Here is a 14565-nt window from a genome sequence, read left to right on the forward strand (position 1 = left end):
TTATCCTATTGCTGGTACTGTATCGGTTATCACCGCTAAAATTTCCCGTTTGACTTTATCTGCAATTTCCCGCATATCCGCACCACCTGCAACCTTGAAATTATTGTTGAATGTCACGTTCATGGTGATGTTTCTCACGCTGTTTCCACCTTTCCCGCCAAGCCCGGTCTTCCCATCAGTAGCCTTTATTCCTCCGGCTGCCAGTTTGGTTTGCCCGTTAACCGGGGACAAGGGAGAATTCAGGTTAAAACTGCTATCTTCTTTTTTCTCCCCGTTTTTAGGGTGTGACTTTTCCCAGTCTGCCATGCCTTCTTTCCAACCGTCTGAAAATGCGCTGCCGACCTTTTTACCCCCTTCAAGTGCTTGCTGTGACAGCCTGTCCCACACATCGCTGAAATGGAAATCATCATCAAACCAGTTTGCCGGGTTTATGACATCGATAATGGCTTTCATCACATTAAAAATGAACTTATAGTATTCCGTGAAGATTACTTTTATAAAGTTCCACAAGGCATAGAAGAAGGCGCGTACTCCCGCAAACTTATTCCATAAAAAAGCGACCAGTGCTGTGATGGCAGTGATTGCAAGTGCTATCCATCCAATAATCGGAATACTGTAAATAGCGGTGGATATGAGAGCCGAAGACGTTACTGTTGATACGACCATTTTTGCCATGCCAGCCAGCCATGCAATTGATGATTTGATAGAGACAAGCGTCATGATCTGCCCGACAGACCACGCGACCGTTCCGAGTGTCACCAATGCCCCGACAAGGACTCCCAACACTTCAAGAACCGGCGCAATAGGCTCTACAAATTCAAAGAAGCTGATTTTCAAGTCATCAATAAACGCTTGCATGCGTTTCTGCTTTTCGGCATAGGTATCCATTTGTTTGCCTGCCATATCAACTGCCGAAGTAGAACCCTGTATCGCTTCCGTCCATGTATCGATTTGGTCTACACCATCAATCAAAGCCATTGCCGAAGCAAGGTTTTCACCTCCGAACAAAGCGGACATGATTGTCGCGTCATGCATGACCGGAGTCAGGGCACGCAGGCGGTCAGTCAGTGAAAGGGACTGGTTTTGCATCGTTTCAATACTGACCCCGGCAGCTTTTAACTGCTTGATCGCATCCGTAGTCGGAGCTTGTAATTTGACTATCGTATTACGCAGGGCAATACCGCCTTCAGAACCTTTTTTCCCCGATTTATCAAGCAACTGGATTACAGCATTCGTTTCTGCGAAATCAACACCGAATGTTTTTGCAACACTTCCCGTTTGTTTCAGGGCTTCCGCGACTTCCTTGATTTCGGCGGAACCTTCGACAGTTCCAGCCGCCATGATGTTCATATAGTCCGTCATGGTTTGTGCGGCTTTCATCGGATCGTCGAGCGAAACCTTATACTGGTTCATGGCGGTGGACATGGCGGCGGACGCTCCGGGAACGTCATTCTGCATCGTCTTACTAAGCGTCATTACGTTATTCGACATGATTTCCAGCGCGTCCGGTGCTTTTTTCAGTTCCGGAGTTATCTTTGAAAGCAAGTCCTTGTAAACGCCCATAGCGTTTGCCGCATCGACACCGAATACTTTTGCCGTATTCCGGGCTTTGTCAGCAAGAGCGTCCAGTTCTTTGCCTTCCATATTGGTGATACCGGACATTTCAGCAACGGCAGTTTCAAAACGGATACCCGGCTCGATAGCATCGTTAAAGGAATCACGGATATTGTCGACACCTTCCTTCAGTTGGTTGAGAAAGAACATTCCTTTTCCCAGCCCTTCCAGTTTTCCGGCTGCTTTCCCCGATGTTTCTCCAAGACGGTCGACCACTTCCTCCGTGTCGTCGATGACCCGTGTAGCTTCTTCAGCAGCATCGGTCGCGGCATGTAACGGAGAGGTGATCCTGTCAACCAGTTCCAATATCCATTGAGTCACTTGCATTGTCTTTTGAGAATAATCGGTTTACTACTTTAGCGACTGCATTATGCACCACTATTTCAAATTCTTCCAACTCAGTTTTCCGCAACATGCGGTATTCGGCATAGAGCCTGAGCCATTCATCTTCGTCCAGTTTGCCCGGAACGTCGACGCCATATACTTTTTTCAGAATGGCGTCTATTCCCTCGACAAGACCGAACGCTGATGAATATTCCTCTATGCTTTGCTGATAAAAGCCGCCTGACCGGCAATCAGTTGTCCGATAGCGGTAAGGACGGAAGTATAGACAGCGGAATCTTCCAACGCCTCCATATTGCCTGCCGCCACGCAGTTCCGGATCAGGATGTCATTCGCTTCTTCAAGATCATCCTTTTTCTTTGCCATAGCCAGCAGGATATTTTTATTCGGACGGACAATCAGGTAGTCGTAGCGTTCATCCTCGTCCACCTGTACGGTGACATGCTTCAGGCGTTTTCCGTATTTCAGTTTCATTCCTGCATGTTCTTCTTCTGTGAAATCAACTATCAAAGCTTTTTCCTCCTTTGTCAGTTCCTCGTAAGGCTTTCCAGCCTTGATTTTCTTATCTTCTTCTTTCATTTTAAAAGTCTTTTAAACGGTTATTAAACTACATTGCCACGTTCCAGTCGATATGGCTGGGAAGAAGGGTGAATTGTGTGGCAATGCTTTTATCACCCTGTTTAACGTCTACGCCATTGTCCGTAAATTCGACGTTCCGGATTACGTCTTTCACGACAAGCCCTTTATACTCATACATGACCGGAATATCAAATGGTTCTATATCCGTGAGGCGCTTTCCCGGACCGAGTGCCAGTTGCAAGGCGTTCACCTCTTCTTTCAGAAGGGTGATCGATGCTTCAGCCTTGTAATTCCCCTCACCGCGACCGACGGGGAATTCACCGGCACCGTAGATGTTTTCCTTCTCTTTGCTGTCCTTGTAGGAAAGGGCGGTGATACCCTCCACCTGACGACCGAGCATGACAACCTTGACACTGTTCCATCCGGCTATTTTTCCGAATTTGTTGATTAATGTTCCTAACAATCCCATATTTTCAGATTTTATTCGTGAAACCCAAGTCAATCTCAAACTCATGTACAATACCATCAGCAACCAGCTTTACCTTGATATTGAAAGGCTTGTCGCTGACAGCCATTTGTTTTGGATTGATGTAAATGTCGAAGTCCGCGATATCCTCCGAATTGACCATGCTTTCCAGCGCGGATTTGACAAGCGCGTCCCAACTGCTGATAGTGGTGTTGCTGATGTATCCGGTTGACGGGTCAGCCTTCACCTTGCCTCTTACACGTGGCAACAAGGTATTGCGGATGATTCGTGCAGCCTTGTTCCAAACAGCATTATATTCAATATATGCATAGTCGCTTTCCTTCTCAGTACAAGTACATGAATTGCTGAAAAAGAACCCAGCATACCCTTGAAAGCTGCCGACGAAGTTATATCCCTTGTCGGTCAGTTTCTTCTGGTCGGATTCACCCAACTGGGAGAAGGGTTTCCCATTGCTCAAGGCAGCGTCCAGCCAAAGCCCGTACAGTTTGTCAGTCAACGGATAGTCTTTTGTCCCTTTTGCTGTCCGGGGATGGTTCTCAATATCGACACTGCCCATATTTTCATGTACATAGCGGACAGACAACATCCCGAGCGCACTGCCTACGGCAGCGTGTGTCCGGTATGCTTCGTCCTTTGCCGCCCATGCCGGGTCTTGTGCAATCACGACAGAGACATTTTCGGCATCCAACTGCCGGAGATCGACAGCGTCGGCAATGGCATTGATATACTTGCCGACACCTTCCAATATCACCGCATCGATATACAGGTGGTCTTCCCTGAATTTATTGACCAACTTCTGTGTCTCTTGTACGGCTACGGTGATTGTCTCGTCCGCAGTCAGTGAACAGATACCGATGGTGTTTACTCCGTTGATGGTACGTACCGCATTGACGAAATCTTCTTTCGTCAGCAGGCTTGACACCTTTTCAGACTTCGGAACCAGCATAAGATACAGTGAACGTTCCGGAGACAGGCGGAAGACTTCGCTGGTATGGTAATGCACCAGTTCCTTGTTTTCAAGGTCGATGTCAGCGTCCCATCCCAACGCTTCCAAATCGGTGATATCGTTCAGGACTTCCGGCTTGTAATATTCAAGTTCTCCGATCTCCGAACCACCGACCACGAGCAGAATGACGCGGTCACTGGTATCGGTATCCCGTACCAGCCCGCCATTTGCTTTGTTAATGATTACTCCTGTAAAATTTCCCATAAGATAATTCGTTATACGGATTTGCCTGATAAGATAGCACCGACACCGAAGTCTTCGATACGGTCTACAATACCGTAGGTTTGGGTACGGTATTCACTCGTAGGACTCTTGCTGCGTGTATCGGTCGTTTCCGGACGATACAGGGATTTCACGGATTCGATGTGGTAATACGTATTCGGAGCATAGAAGAACGTGCTTGCCTGGAAGTCCGTTTCGGCAGACGGTTTTGTACCTTCCGCCACCTTTATGGCTGTATCCGCATTATAGAACGGGCAGTCGTTGTTCTCAAAGAACTTGATACCCATGAACCCTTTCGGTTTTCCGGTTGCCGGATCAAGATAGAAAGTACGGTCATAGAAGTACTTGGACGCATCCTTATCCAGTAACAAATCACCCATGTGCAGTGGGGAAAGCACCATGTACAGGGCATCGGTAACGGGAAGGTTCCACGTTTTTGCGAGCGTCGCAAAATCGACCAGATCCTTATAAGACAGTCTCAAACGACCGTTAATATCTTTCTCGCCCGTTGTCCGGATAACAGGCATTTCTTCTTTTGAATCATCCTCCGGAGCTAATTTATGTAACACGTGGTTACGGATACCGACTTGAAAGGCTTCATTGTGTTTCACACGGATAGCAGCGCGCTTGTCAAAAGCGAGATAACGGATTTCGTCATCCGTACAGGAACTTGGTTCTGTATCGTAGATTTCCCACGGTACGATATAATTCTTTCCGGTCATTTGCTTCGGCTCGAAATCTTCTGTGTTGTTTACGCGAAAACCGACATTGTTAATCAGTTTGTTTCTGCGTACACCGTCCGCAGCCAAAGCTCCGGCAGGAACAGAGCCTAAAACTTGCATGAAGTCCGCCCTGTAATTGCGACGTTCGATCAACAGTTGGGGATCGACGTACTTGTTCAAATAAAGACCGTCTACTGGTTGTGCCATATTCTTTTTTTTAAATGGTTAGTATTTTATTTTCCGTTACGCTTTATGTAGTCATTCAAAAGACGTTCGTATTCAGCCGGATTTTTCTCCATGATATTTTTCAAAGCCTCCGGATCGTTTTGAAGGTCTTCGAACTTTTTGTTTGTGGTATCCGTCAGACTGGGAGCATGAACTTCAGGCATTTCCACAGGCTTGATAGCGTCGAGCAGCTTCTTTGCCGTATCGAAGTTGCTGGTCAGGTTCGTTTTCCAGTCATCGCGTACGTCTGCGGTGATTCTTTTTTCTTTGATAGCTTTGTTCAGGACGTTCTCGATCTCCTGTTCCTTGCGTTCCTCTTCCTGTCTTTCGAGCATGTCGACGCGGTCTGCCTTACGTTTCCACACGTCTACCTGCGCGATAAATTGTGCTTCCGTGGTACTTGCGTCCATCCCGAAGCGGGTAGTCAACATTGTTAAATCCATGTCATTTTTTGATTTTTCGTTATTAATAGAGTCAGTAATCTCAATTTCACCTGTGTAGCCGCAGTTGGTGATCATTTGTGCCGTAGCCTTATCAACCTTTGCCTTGCCCGTTACTTCCGTCACAAAGCCATTTTCCTTTGCTTCCTGTGCACTCATCCAATAGTCACCATTATCCCATGCGTCTTTGATTTTTTTCTTGTCGGTACACTTTGAAAGGAAAGCGTTCAGGTAGTGTTCATTCAGTTTGCGCATGACTTCCAAAGTGGATTCAATATCAGCGACTTTCCCGCATGCTCCCCCGCTGACCTGATGGATCATGAAAAGCCCGTTGGCAGGCATAGAAAATGATGTGCAGTTAATAGCGATGTATGTTGCCGCACTGGCTACCAGTGCACCGCCTTCGCCTGTGATTTTGCCGGGAAACCTTTTGATCACGTTCACAATTTCGTTGGCTTCGAAGCATTCGCCACCCGGACTGTTGATATAGATATGCACGTCCTTGATTCCTGATCTTATCAGTTGCTCAACTTTGGAAGTGAATTCCGCTTCCGTCTCCCTCCATTTTGATATTGTGCCTTTGAGTTCAATCCGGGCACGTCCGTTTTCCGCTGTTGCAGTCAGATTCATTTTCGCGATATTTAAAATTTCATGCTGCAAAATTGGAAAAGGAAAGGCGGGTACGGAAAAAGCGTTTTCATCTTGGAAAAAAAACAGTGTTAACAAGGACGTATTTTTTCCAACTTGGAAAGAATACGTTCCAACATGAAAAGCCGTTTTCCACAGGTGATGATGAAATATGACCTTTGCTGCGTAAACGAAAGGAAGCGATATGCCAAGCAAAGAATACTACCGTAAATTGAAGAAGGAAGCGCACGACCTTTATGTACGTGAAGGAATGACGTGCAAGGAGATTTCCACACGAATAAACGTGTCGGAAAGGTCTGTTTCAAGCTGGATTAATGAGAATGACGCACTTTGGAAAAAAGAGCGTCAGGCGTCTGTTATTTCATCGCAAAAGCAGGGTGACAACCTGAAACAGATTATCAACATTCTTGCAGACCAAAAACTGGAGCTGCTGCGCATGATTGACGAAGCCATTGCGGAAGGTGACAGCGACAAGGTGCTCGAACTACGGAAACAGGCGGCTACACTTGACAACAGTGTGGCGCAATGGGGGAACCAGCTCAAAGAGGTGGATAAAAAGAACCGGATTACGCTGGCTATTTACATTGATGTCATGAGTCGGATATTCGATGCGATGAAGGTATACAATGCAGACCTTTATTTTAAAACACTGGACTTTCAGGAGAACCACCTTTATGAAGCTGCAAAAACGCTGGGATAATGAAAGTCGAAGATAGCAAAGCCCTCAAAGAATATCAGGAGAAGTTAAAACGTGCGCGGTGCACGGGCAACCTGATTGATCCGGATGAATCGTTGACAGTTCGGATGAACCGCATACAGCGTGCTAAAAGTGATGTCAAATATCTTGTTGAAACTTATCTTCCGCATTATGCGACAGCGGACTGTGCGGACTTTCAGATCGCTCATGCCAACAAGGTGATGAACGACCCGATTTACAAGGGATATGCCGAATGGGGACGCGGACTTGCAAAGTCGGTGTGGAACGATGTGATTATTCCCCTATGGTTATGGATCAACGGTGAGACGCATTATATGTGTATCGTTTCCGATACGTTTGACCGTGCGTGTGACCTGCTGGAAGATTTACGTGCGGAATTCGAGGCAAACGAACTTTTGAAACACGACTTTGGCGAGCAATATAATCCGGGATATTGGGAAAAGGGAAATTTCGTCACGATGAACGGGTTTATCTGCAAGGCGTTCGGTGCGAAGCAAAAGGTGCGCGGGCTTCGTAAAGGCGCACACCGTCCGGATTTGTGGGTGATCGACGACTTGGAAACACCGCAGACTATCAAAAACAACCGGATGCAGGATGATTATGCGGACTGGATTGAAGCGGACGTACTGGCAACCATGACGGGAAAACGCAGACGTCTGATAGGTGCCAACAACCGTTTTGCATCCCGGATGGTTCAGACATTGTTAAAACAACGGCACCCTGATTGGGACTGGAACTTGGTGAAGGCTTATGATCCGGTAACGTATGAACCGGCGTGGAAATCGATGTATTCCGCCCAATTCTACCGTCAACAGGAAAAAGACATGGGCATTCTCGCGGCACATGCGGAGTATAACCACGTACCGCTTGTCAAGGGTAAAATATTCAAGCCGGAAATGGTGAAGTGGGGAAAGCTCCCTGACCTCCACACGATGAATGCAATCGTGGCACATTGGGACATTGCGTATGCCGGGACAGATACGAGTGACTTTAACGCATGTAAGATTTGGGGACGGCATAAAAATGATTTTTGGCTGATAGACGGATTCGTAAAGCAGTCAAAGATGAAACTCTGCGTACAGTGGATGTGCATGAAGCAGGCTGAATTCAGGGCAAAGGACATTATCTGCTTTTGGCAGTATGAGTCCCAATTTTGGAACGATGAAGTCAAACGTATCATAGGGGAAGCCGAGACGGAGACAGGTGTGGAGTTGAACCTTGTTCCGGTACAGACGCCTAAAACAACGAACAAGATACTTCGTATGATAAGCATGCATCCATATTATCAGAATTCCCGGATGCATGTCAACGAGGAACTGAAAGCAAACCCGGACATCGCTGTCGGTCTGAAACAGTTATATGCAGTCGAACCGGGCATGACGGAACATGATGACAGCCCGGACGCTGACGAGCAGGCAGTGAAGAAACTTGAAATATACACTGATCCTCCGCAGTCGGAGGACGAACCCGTGACACGACCGTGGAAGGCGGGAAGATATAAACGAAAATACACCTGGTAACTATGAGGTATATCAACATGGATGACTTGACAACCGTCATACAAAATCGGTTGCTGGTTGAAAGTATCGAAAAGGATGAAGAAGTCTTGAATGGAATTGAAGACCTTGTCATCAGTGAAGTGTCCGCCTATCTGAGCGACCGTTATGACGTTGGGAAAATATTTGATGAGCATCCGATACGGACAGGGCTGTTGGTGCGTGTGATTGCCTGTATCACAGCCCGTCGTGCTGTCGGTCGCAATGCCGCACGTAAAGTTCCGGATTCTCTGTCGGACTTGAACGATTGGGCGGACAGCATACTTGTCAAGCTGCGTGACGGAATCATGTCGCTGCCTCCTGGGATTCCTTTGATAACGGACGAAGAGGGTAATGTCGAATCCCCCATTCTGTTTGGTCACACACGGAATAACGGATGGTTTCTTTAAATAGTTTTTAAACCGTTTTTAAAAGGTATGTTATGCACAAGAAGTTAAGAGAAATATTCAACTGGTTTCAGCAGAAAGCTATCCGTCGGATGAGCCTGAGAAATGTACTTAATGAGTATTATTTCCGGATGGATGGCAGTGGGATGCAATCCGTGTCAGGTGCTGCTTATAAAAGGCAGGCTGTGGTTTACCGCGAAAAGACCATTGACGACTGGATCATGGCGGTGACTGCGGCAACCGATCCGGACGACCCGCGACGTGGCTTGCTATATCGGTTCTACCAGTCGTTGTACAATGACGAACATTTGCAAACAACGATTGACAATCGAGTCTTACCTGTGCAACAGGCGGAGTTCAACCTTGTCGACGACAATGATAATGAGGACACGGAAGCAAAGAAGCTGCTGGATCGTCCGTGGTATCACCAATTAATCCGGATATGTTTTTTACACCAGTTGCAGGGAGTATCGCTTGCCGACATTTCCCATCTTGACGATAATTTGGAAATCAGCCATGTGGAAGAAGTTCCCATGTCAAACTATATCCCGCAACAGATGATTATTGTCAAGGAAGAATCGGACAAAACCGGATGGTCATATAAGGACGGTGCACTTGAACCCTATTATGTACAGTTCGGAAACGCATGGGCTTTGGGAATGCTCAATGAGCTGGCTGTTATCATTCTTGCAAAGAAATTAGGATTGGGGTCGTGGATGAATTATATTGAAAAATACGGTATCCCGCCCGTCTTCGTTACTTCCGACCGACAGGACAAAAAACGGTTGGACGAACTGTTCGAGATGATGCAGGACTTCCGGAATAACTTTTTTGCGGTATTATCGGGAAATGAAAAGGTCGAGTATGGGAAAGAAGCCGGTGGAAATACAACCAATGCCTTTCTGCCGTTGGAGGAACGATGTGACAATCAAATTAGTAAGCGTTTGCTTGGTCAAACTGGAACGACCACTAATGGAGCATGGGAAGGAACGGCAGAAGTGCATGAACGTGTTGAAAAGTCCCGCCATGAATATGACAAGATGCTTTTCCAGTTCTATTTTAACTATATTATCATTCCTAAACTGGTAAAGATAAGTCCGGTATATAAACCGCTTGAAAGGCTGAAATTGAAGTGGGACGATACGGAAAGTCTGTCTATCACGGAATACATCGAAGCGATCAACAAGCTGGCTTATACCTTTGAGTTTGACCACGAAGAAGTTGCTAAAAAAACAGGCTTGCCAATAATAGGACAAAAGGCAAATCCCGGAAGTGAACAGCAGGGAGGAAATCAACCGAATAGCAAGAATCATCCAAACGATGAATCGAAGCAGGACAACACTCAAAAAAAAAAGAGTAATCCGAACAAGGCAATGACTTCTTCCGGTATAGCCGACATGATAAATTCTCTCTATTGTCAAGACGGGGAAACACCTACGGATGACGCAGGATTCTCACTGTCCGATAAGATACGTGACCGGATACTGGAACGTTTGCACAGTAAAGGCTTTGATGTAGAAAAAGACATTGACCCCGATCTGTTTGCCCATACGTTCGACTCTATCAGCAAAGGAGTAGATAAGGGGTTTGGAAAAGTTGAGTACAACACTCCGGATGCTGCCTTTCTGAATGAACTGCGGCATAACTGTATGGTATTTGCTGCATTCAAGACACACCGCCAGCAAAATGAGTTACATGCCCTGTTAATGGATGAAGACGGAAAGCGGAAGGGCTTTGACCAGTTCCGTAAGGACACGGAGAAAATACTGCAGGACTACAACGTGAACTGGCTACGGACGGAGTATGACACAGCCGTGAGGCGTGCCCGCTTTGCTGCCGACTTCCGTGGATATGTGGCGAACAAGGATTTGTATCCGAATCTTGAATGGCTACCCAGTGTTTCGGTGAATCCACGGGAAGCGCACAAAATATTCTATGGCACAATTCGTCCTGTAGACGATCCGTTCTGGAACACCAACTTCCCGGGCAACCTGTGGAACTGCAAGTGCAGGGTCAAGAGTACGGACGCTCCGGTGAATGTGAAAGGGAAAGAAGAACCTGTACCTCCGGCTCCGGGATTGGATAAGAATCCGGGTATTACGGAGGAAGTGTTCACAGGGTCGCATCCTTATATCAAGGATGCGGACAAGAAAGCACAAGAGGCAGTAGAAAACTTCCTCAATAAAAACATACTGAATACGGTGGGGAATGAAAAAACGACCCGGAAAGTTACAGCTATTGAAAACGAAATTCGCATGAATAAAAGTCATGAGACAGGGATGGTGATAGACAAGAATGGAAAGGTAATAATTGATAAAAGAGGCGAAGCCTTTCAAGTTCAATTTACAGATAGTGAATGCCTTTTGATGAAGGACAACATCATGACGCACAATCATCCGCGGGGGTGGGGACAGCCGGAAAAATCTCTGGGACGAATAGGAAGCTCGTTCAGCATCGAAGACCTGACTTTAGCCGTAGGCAATGATGTGGCAGAGATTAGAGCCGTTACCCCTCATTATACATTTTCCATGAAAAGACCCAAATCAGGATGGGGAGTGACAGTAAAAGAGCTCAAAATGGTGTATATGGCGAATGAATTAAAATTGAGAGACCAATTTATGAAGAGAATAAAGAAAAACACACTGACTCCCAGCCAGGCGAATGCTACGCACTTTCACCTATTGGCAAGACAGATTGCCAAACAATATAATTGGACGTATGAAAAGAAGAAAACACGTTAATCGGCATCTTCGAAGAGGGTGTCTCCTGTCTGATCAGTCCGTCTTTTATCATGCGTGGCGTCACCTTCGAGCAACTCGTCGGGAATACCATCCGGATATGCCGGACAGTAATAGTCATCCCTCTTGAAATGCTTGCAATGTGCACACTGTGATCTGTAGACGTTTAATATCTCATGACGATCATCAAGGGACTTGCCTCTATCGTTTTCATCTTTATATAACCTTTTTACCATAACTTATTTTGCTTCTAATAATAGACACAAAGATAAACGTAATATTTTAATAATTAATCTATGGTAACAAAAAATATTCTCAAGGATGTAGAAAAGGGAGTAAGACGCTATGTCGAAAAAGACATTCCCCGCATTGCCGGAAAGATGGCAGTAGATGAGTTCCGCGAGAACTTCCACCGTCAAGGCTTCCGCAATAACGGTATCACCCCTTGGCGGGACGTGAAACGACGTGATTCGCAGTCACCTTGGTACGGCTTCCAGTACAAGGGGGAGAAACGAACTTCCGTTGCAGTGACCAAAGACAAAAAGAGCGGACGATTGGTACGCAGCAAGAAGCAGCGGAAACTTAATTTCAGCCAAGCAGCTACAAAAAGGGGAATCTTAATAGGTTCGGGCAGTAACCTGATGAACAGTATCCGGGTGGCGGAAGCTTCTTCAAAGCGAGTGGTTATCGGTAGCGACCTCCCTTATTCCAAAGTACACAACGAAGGCGGATATATCCGTGTCTTCGGGAAAGCGAAAAAGAAATTGCCCAAACGGCAGTTTATCGGTGAGAGCCGGGAACTGATGAACGAACTGGAGAAAAAAATAATGGGAGACATCGACCGGATAATAGACCAAAATTTCAATCCATGAAAAGGTTTTAATTGCATTTTAAACCACTTAAAAAAAATAAATTATGATTTGGTGTAATATTTATAAAGAACTATCAGCCCGTATTATGGATATGCGGAAGATGCTCGACAGTGTGGCAGACTTGTCTCCCGAACTGGCGGAGGAACTGGCGGCTGTTCCTGATGTGAGGTACATTGACTTATGGCATGAACAGACTGACTATTTGGAAGAGGAACACCTGTTTCCGAGCCCTTCTGTGTTCATAGGCTTTAATACGCTTGACATTTCGGATATCGGCATACTGGCGCAAGACATTGATTTGCAAATCGACCTGTATGTCTTTTGGGAAACCTTTTCTGATACTTATAATGATGCGGTGATGCAGGAAAATGCCCTGAACTACCTCAATTTGTTAACCTTGCTTGGAATGATGTTGCATGGGAAATCGGGGACGCATTTTGGCACGCTCAGGCGTACCCATGTCGGAAGGGTAGAATCAGGGGGAGCAGGAAACTTATATCGAATCAGTTTTGAATGCAAAATCAGGGATTACACAACGATGGAACAGTCAAGCCAAGTTGATATGAAGAATAAAGAAATAAACGTATCAGCTGGAATTGTACCTGAAATTATAGATAACAATCCTCTATATGATGTATAGCAACTAAAAAACAAGACTAAGTTGATTGGCATCGTTCTTTTTTGAATTGGGCTTTTTGCCCTCTTTTAATTGCTCGTAATATGATAAATTCTCCGATATATAAAAAATCCGTTTATAGATGTAGTTTTGGTCAAGGAAGAACAGGTCATGACTCATACGCAAAAGAACATCCTCCAGACGGATGCGCTTTTTATCATAAAGAAGGTAGAATGTTTCTACCATCCTCCGGTCACGTATTTTGGTCATTTCAGGATTCCGCATAGACAAACATTGTTACAGGTGCAAATATACGGATTTTTTAGATATTTTTCCCGCTAATGCCCTGGTAACACGGAAAAAACGACACGTTTGGGCAAGTTTCTCCCATTTTTGCACCGTCTTATCGCGAAAGGCAAGACAAAACGGTATGGAAGCGCAACCAAATCGTAGATTATAAACCAATAAAATTATTAATGAACACATGAGTGTAAAATATTCATTGGCTCTGATGAGCAGCAAGCCGGGAGATGAAACGGCACAGAAAAAGTATTATGCCAAGGCACAGGCGGACGGGGTGGTCACGATGGACGAGATGGCGGACGACATTGCATACGCCACGTCACTGACTGATGGCGACGTGCTGAACGTGGTGCGTGCCCTTATCCGTCAGATGAAGAAGCATCTGGCGGCAGGCAAAATCGTAAAGATGGAGCAATTGGGCACGTTCCAGGTGCAAGTGTCATCCGTAGGAGCAGAAGAGAAAAAGGACTTCTCGTCGGCAAACATCACCGGCGTGAGCGTGCAGTTCCGTCCCGGACGGATGGTTCGCGAGGTGGTGAGCACCGCATCGCTGAGCTTCAGCCGCGTGGCGGGAAAGAAAGAGGTGACAGCGGACGGAGAAACGCCCGACCCGACACCCGACGGCGGCGGTGGCAATCCGGATGAAGGCGAGACGCCCGACCCGGCAGCCTGAGAGAAAACTACTACGTAGTGGATATGCCACTACATAGTAGTAAACCGACAACTACCTATAGGTAGATTCATATTTACCTACAGGTAGTTTTTTATAAACATACCAACAACTTTCAACGAAGATGAATGCCATTTACATGAGCGAACTGGCTCAACAGTATTTCCCACGTTCCACGCCGCGAAGCGCCACGTCGCAACTGCACCGCTGGATCGTACTCAATCCCGAACTGACGGCAAGGCTCGAAGAACTCCACTTTGCACCAAGACAGAGGGCACTGACGCCGCTGCAACACGAGGCTATCGTTAAGTATCTCGGGGAACCGGGGGAATGAAAAGACAAAAAAGAGAACATACTACGACAAAGAGCCGTTGCGGATATTCTGCAACGGCTCTTTTGTTATATCTTATATTCTACGATT

Annotated in this window: 16 protein-coding genes; 8 read left to right on the top strand and 8 right to left on the bottom strand. The window is 46.2% G+C overall.

All coding sequences use genetic code 11. The features are described 5' to 3' along the window. The 6 genes from NSB03_RS03225 to NSB03_RS03250 form a co-directional block, all read right to left on the bottom strand. On the bottom strand, positions 1–1941 hold the full coding sequence (locus NSB03_RS03225; protein ID WP_024986499.1) for a phage tail tape measure protein: 1941 nt from the start codon (positions 1939–1941) through the stop codon (positions 1–3). 213 nt (positions 1942–2154) lie between these two features. After that, the gene (locus NSB03_RS03230) at positions 2155–2535 is read right to left on the bottom strand and encodes a hypothetical protein (protein WP_024986498.1); all 381 of its coding nucleotides are present in this window, start codon (positions 2533–2535) and stop codon (positions 2155–2157) included. A gap of 28 nt (positions 2536–2563) precedes the next feature. Then, positions 2564–3004, bottom strand: a complete 441-nt coding sequence (locus NSB03_RS03235; RefSeq protein ID WP_024986497.1) for a hypothetical protein — start codon at positions 3002–3004, stop codon at positions 2564–2566. A 4-nt stretch (positions 3005–3008) separates the two neighbouring features. Beyond that, the gene (locus NSB03_RS03240; protein WP_024986496.1) at positions 3009–4232 is read right to left on the bottom strand and encodes a DUF2586 family protein; all 1224 of its coding nucleotides are present in this window, start codon (positions 4230–4232) and stop codon (positions 3009–3011) included. Positions 4233–4243: 11 nt separating this feature from the next. Continuing rightward, a complete protein-coding gene (locus NSB03_RS03245) occupies positions 4244–5179 on the bottom strand; it encodes a hypothetical protein (RefSeq protein WP_024986495.1) in 936 nt (311 codons plus the stop codon). A 26-nt stretch (positions 5180–5205) separates the two neighbouring features. Continuing rightward, positions 5206–6267 (bottom strand): Clp protease ClpP, encoded by a 1062-nt coding sequence (locus NSB03_RS03250; RefSeq protein WP_024986494.1) that lies wholly within the window; start codon positions 6265–6267, stop codon positions 5206–5208. A 202-nt stretch (positions 6268–6469) separates the two neighbouring features. Between NSB03_RS03250 and NSB03_RS03255 the strand changes: the two genes are divergently transcribed. From NSB03_RS03255 to NSB03_RS03270, 4 genes are read left to right on the top strand one after another with little or no spacing between them, the layout of a single operon-like run. After that, positions 6470–6985 (top strand): DUF1804 family protein, encoded by a 516-nt coding sequence (locus NSB03_RS03255; protein ID WP_024986493.1) that lies wholly within the window; start codon positions 6470–6472, stop codon positions 6983–6985. Continuing rightward, complete coding sequence (locus tag NSB03_RS03260) at positions 6985–8523, top strand: hypothetical protein (protein WP_024986492.1); 1539 nt, start codon at positions 6985–6987, stop codon at positions 8521–8523. The genes NSB03_RS03255 and NSB03_RS03260 overlap by 1 nt, the downstream gene beginning before the upstream one ends. A 2-nt stretch (positions 8524–8525) precedes the next feature. Beyond that, positions 8526–8948 carry a hypothetical protein gene (locus tag NSB03_RS03265; RefSeq protein WP_024986491.1) on the top strand — a complete coding sequence of 141 codons (423 nt, stop codon included), beginning with the start codon at positions 8526–8528 and terminating at the stop codon, positions 8946–8948. A gap of 32 nt (positions 8949–8980) precedes the next feature. Continuing rightward, positions 8981–11686 (top strand): phage portal protein family protein, encoded by a 2706-nt coding sequence (locus NSB03_RS03270; RefSeq protein WP_242357539.1) that lies wholly within the window; start codon positions 8981–8983, stop codon positions 11684–11686. Here NSB03_RS03270 and NSB03_RS03275 read toward each other — a convergent pair. Continuing rightward, a complete protein-coding gene (locus NSB03_RS03275) occupies positions 11683–11919 on the bottom strand; it encodes a hypothetical protein (protein WP_024986490.1) in 237 nt (78 codons plus the stop codon). The two genes, NSB03_RS03270 and NSB03_RS03275, sit on opposite strands and share 4 nt — an antisense overlap. A gap of 60 nt (positions 11920–11979) precedes the next feature. Between NSB03_RS03275 and NSB03_RS03280 the strand changes: the two genes are divergently transcribed. Together NSB03_RS03280 and NSB03_RS03285 are read left to right on the top strand one after the other, a co-directional pair. Then, positions 11980–12555, top strand: coding sequence for a phage virion morphogenesis family protein (locus NSB03_RS03280; RefSeq protein WP_024986489.1), 576 nt, complete (start codon positions 11980–11982; stop codon positions 12553–12555). 43 nt (positions 12556–12598) lie between these two features. After that, entirely contained in the window at positions 12599–13195 is a 597-nt protein-coding gene (locus NSB03_RS03285) for a hypothetical protein (RefSeq protein WP_024986488.1), read from the top strand. Between the two features lie 3 nt (positions 13196–13198). On the opposite strand, the gene NSB03_RS03290 is transcribed toward NSB03_RS03285, so the two are convergent. Next, the gene (locus tag NSB03_RS03290) at positions 13199–13456 is read right to left on the bottom strand and encodes a hypothetical protein (RefSeq protein ID WP_024986487.1); all 258 of its coding nucleotides are present in this window, start codon (positions 13454–13456) and stop codon (positions 13199–13201) included. A gap of 199 nt (positions 13457–13655) precedes the next feature. Here NSB03_RS03290 and NSB03_RS03295 point away from each other — a divergent pair, with 199 nt between their 5' ends. Both NSB03_RS03295 and NSB03_RS03300 read left to right on the top strand, forming a co-directional pair. Then, positions 13656–14147, top strand: coding sequence for an HU family DNA-binding protein (locus NSB03_RS03295; protein ID WP_242357540.1), 492 nt, complete (start codon positions 13656–13658; stop codon positions 14145–14147). A gap of 136 nt (positions 14148–14283) precedes the next feature. Beyond that, the gene (locus tag NSB03_RS03300; RefSeq protein ID WP_353957149.1) at positions 14284–14478 is read left to right on the top strand and encodes a DUF4248 domain-containing protein; all 195 of its coding nucleotides are present in this window, start codon (positions 14284–14286) and stop codon (positions 14476–14478) included. The last annotated feature ends 87 nt before the right edge of the window (positions 14479–14565 follow it).

It is taken from the genome of Bacteroides acidifaciens, from assembly GCF_024623065.1.
In the GTDB taxonomy this organism is placed as follows: domain Bacteria; phylum Bacteroidota; class Bacteroidia; order Bacteroidales; family Bacteroidaceae; genus Bacteroides; species Bacteroides acidifaciens.

Bases quoted from the DNA above. Each gene is read 5' to 3' on its own strand.
- NSB03_RS03225 (WP_024986499.1), bottom strand. From the start codon at position 1,941: ATGCAAGTGACTCAATGGATATTGGAACTGGTTGACAGGATCACCTCT.
- NSB03_RS03230 (WP_024986498.1), bottom strand. From the start codon at position 2,535: ATGAAAGAAGAAGATAAGAAAATCAAGGCTGGAAAGCCTTACGAGGAA.
- NSB03_RS03235 (WP_024986497.1), bottom strand. From the start codon at position 3,004: ATGGGATTGTTAGGAACATTAATCAACAAATTCGGAAAAATAGCCGGA.
- NSB03_RS03240 (WP_024986496.1), bottom strand. From the start codon at position 4,232: ATGGGAAATTTTACAGGAGTAATCATTAACAAAGCAAATGGCGGGCTG.
- NSB03_RS03245 (WP_024986495.1), bottom strand. From the start codon at position 5,179: ATGGCACAACCAGTAGACGGTCTTTATTTGAACAAGTACGTCGATCCC.
- NSB03_RS03250 (WP_024986494.1), bottom strand. From the start codon at position 6,267: ATGAATCTGACTGCAACAGCGGAAAACGGACGTGCCCGGATTGAACTC.
- NSB03_RS03255 (WP_024986493.1), top strand. From the start codon at position 6,470: ATGCCAAGCAAAGAATACTACCGTAAATTGAAGAAGGAAGCGCACGAC.
- NSB03_RS03260 (WP_024986492.1), top strand. From the start codon at position 6,985: ATGAAAGTCGAAGATAGCAAAGCCCTCAAAGAATATCAGGAGAAGTTA.
- NSB03_RS03265 (WP_024986491.1), top strand. From the start codon at position 8,526: ATGAGGTATATCAACATGGATGACTTGACAACCGTCATACAAAATCGG.
- NSB03_RS03270 (WP_242357539.1), top strand. From the start codon at position 8,981: ATGCACAAGAAGTTAAGAGAAATATTCAACTGGTTTCAGCAGAAAGCT.
- NSB03_RS03275 (WP_024986490.1), bottom strand. From the start codon at position 11,919: ATGGTAAAAAGGTTATATAAAGATGAAAACGATAGAGGCAAGTCCCTT.
- NSB03_RS03280 (WP_024986489.1), top strand. From the start codon at position 11,980: ATGGTAACAAAAAATATTCTCAAGGATGTAGAAAAGGGAGTAAGACGC.
- NSB03_RS03285 (WP_024986488.1), top strand. From the start codon at position 12,599: ATGATTTGGTGTAATATTTATAAAGAACTATCAGCCCGTATTATGGAT.
- NSB03_RS03290 (WP_024986487.1), bottom strand. From the start codon at position 13,456: ATGCGGAATCCTGAAATGACCAAAATACGTGACCGGAGGATGGTAGAA.
- NSB03_RS03295 (WP_242357540.1), top strand. From the start codon at position 13,656: ATGAGTGTAAAATATTCATTGGCTCTGATGAGCAGCAAGCCGGGAGAT.
- NSB03_RS03300 (WP_353957149.1), top strand. From the start codon at position 14,284: ATGAGCGAACTGGCTCAACAGTATTTCCCACGTTCCACGCCGCGAAGC.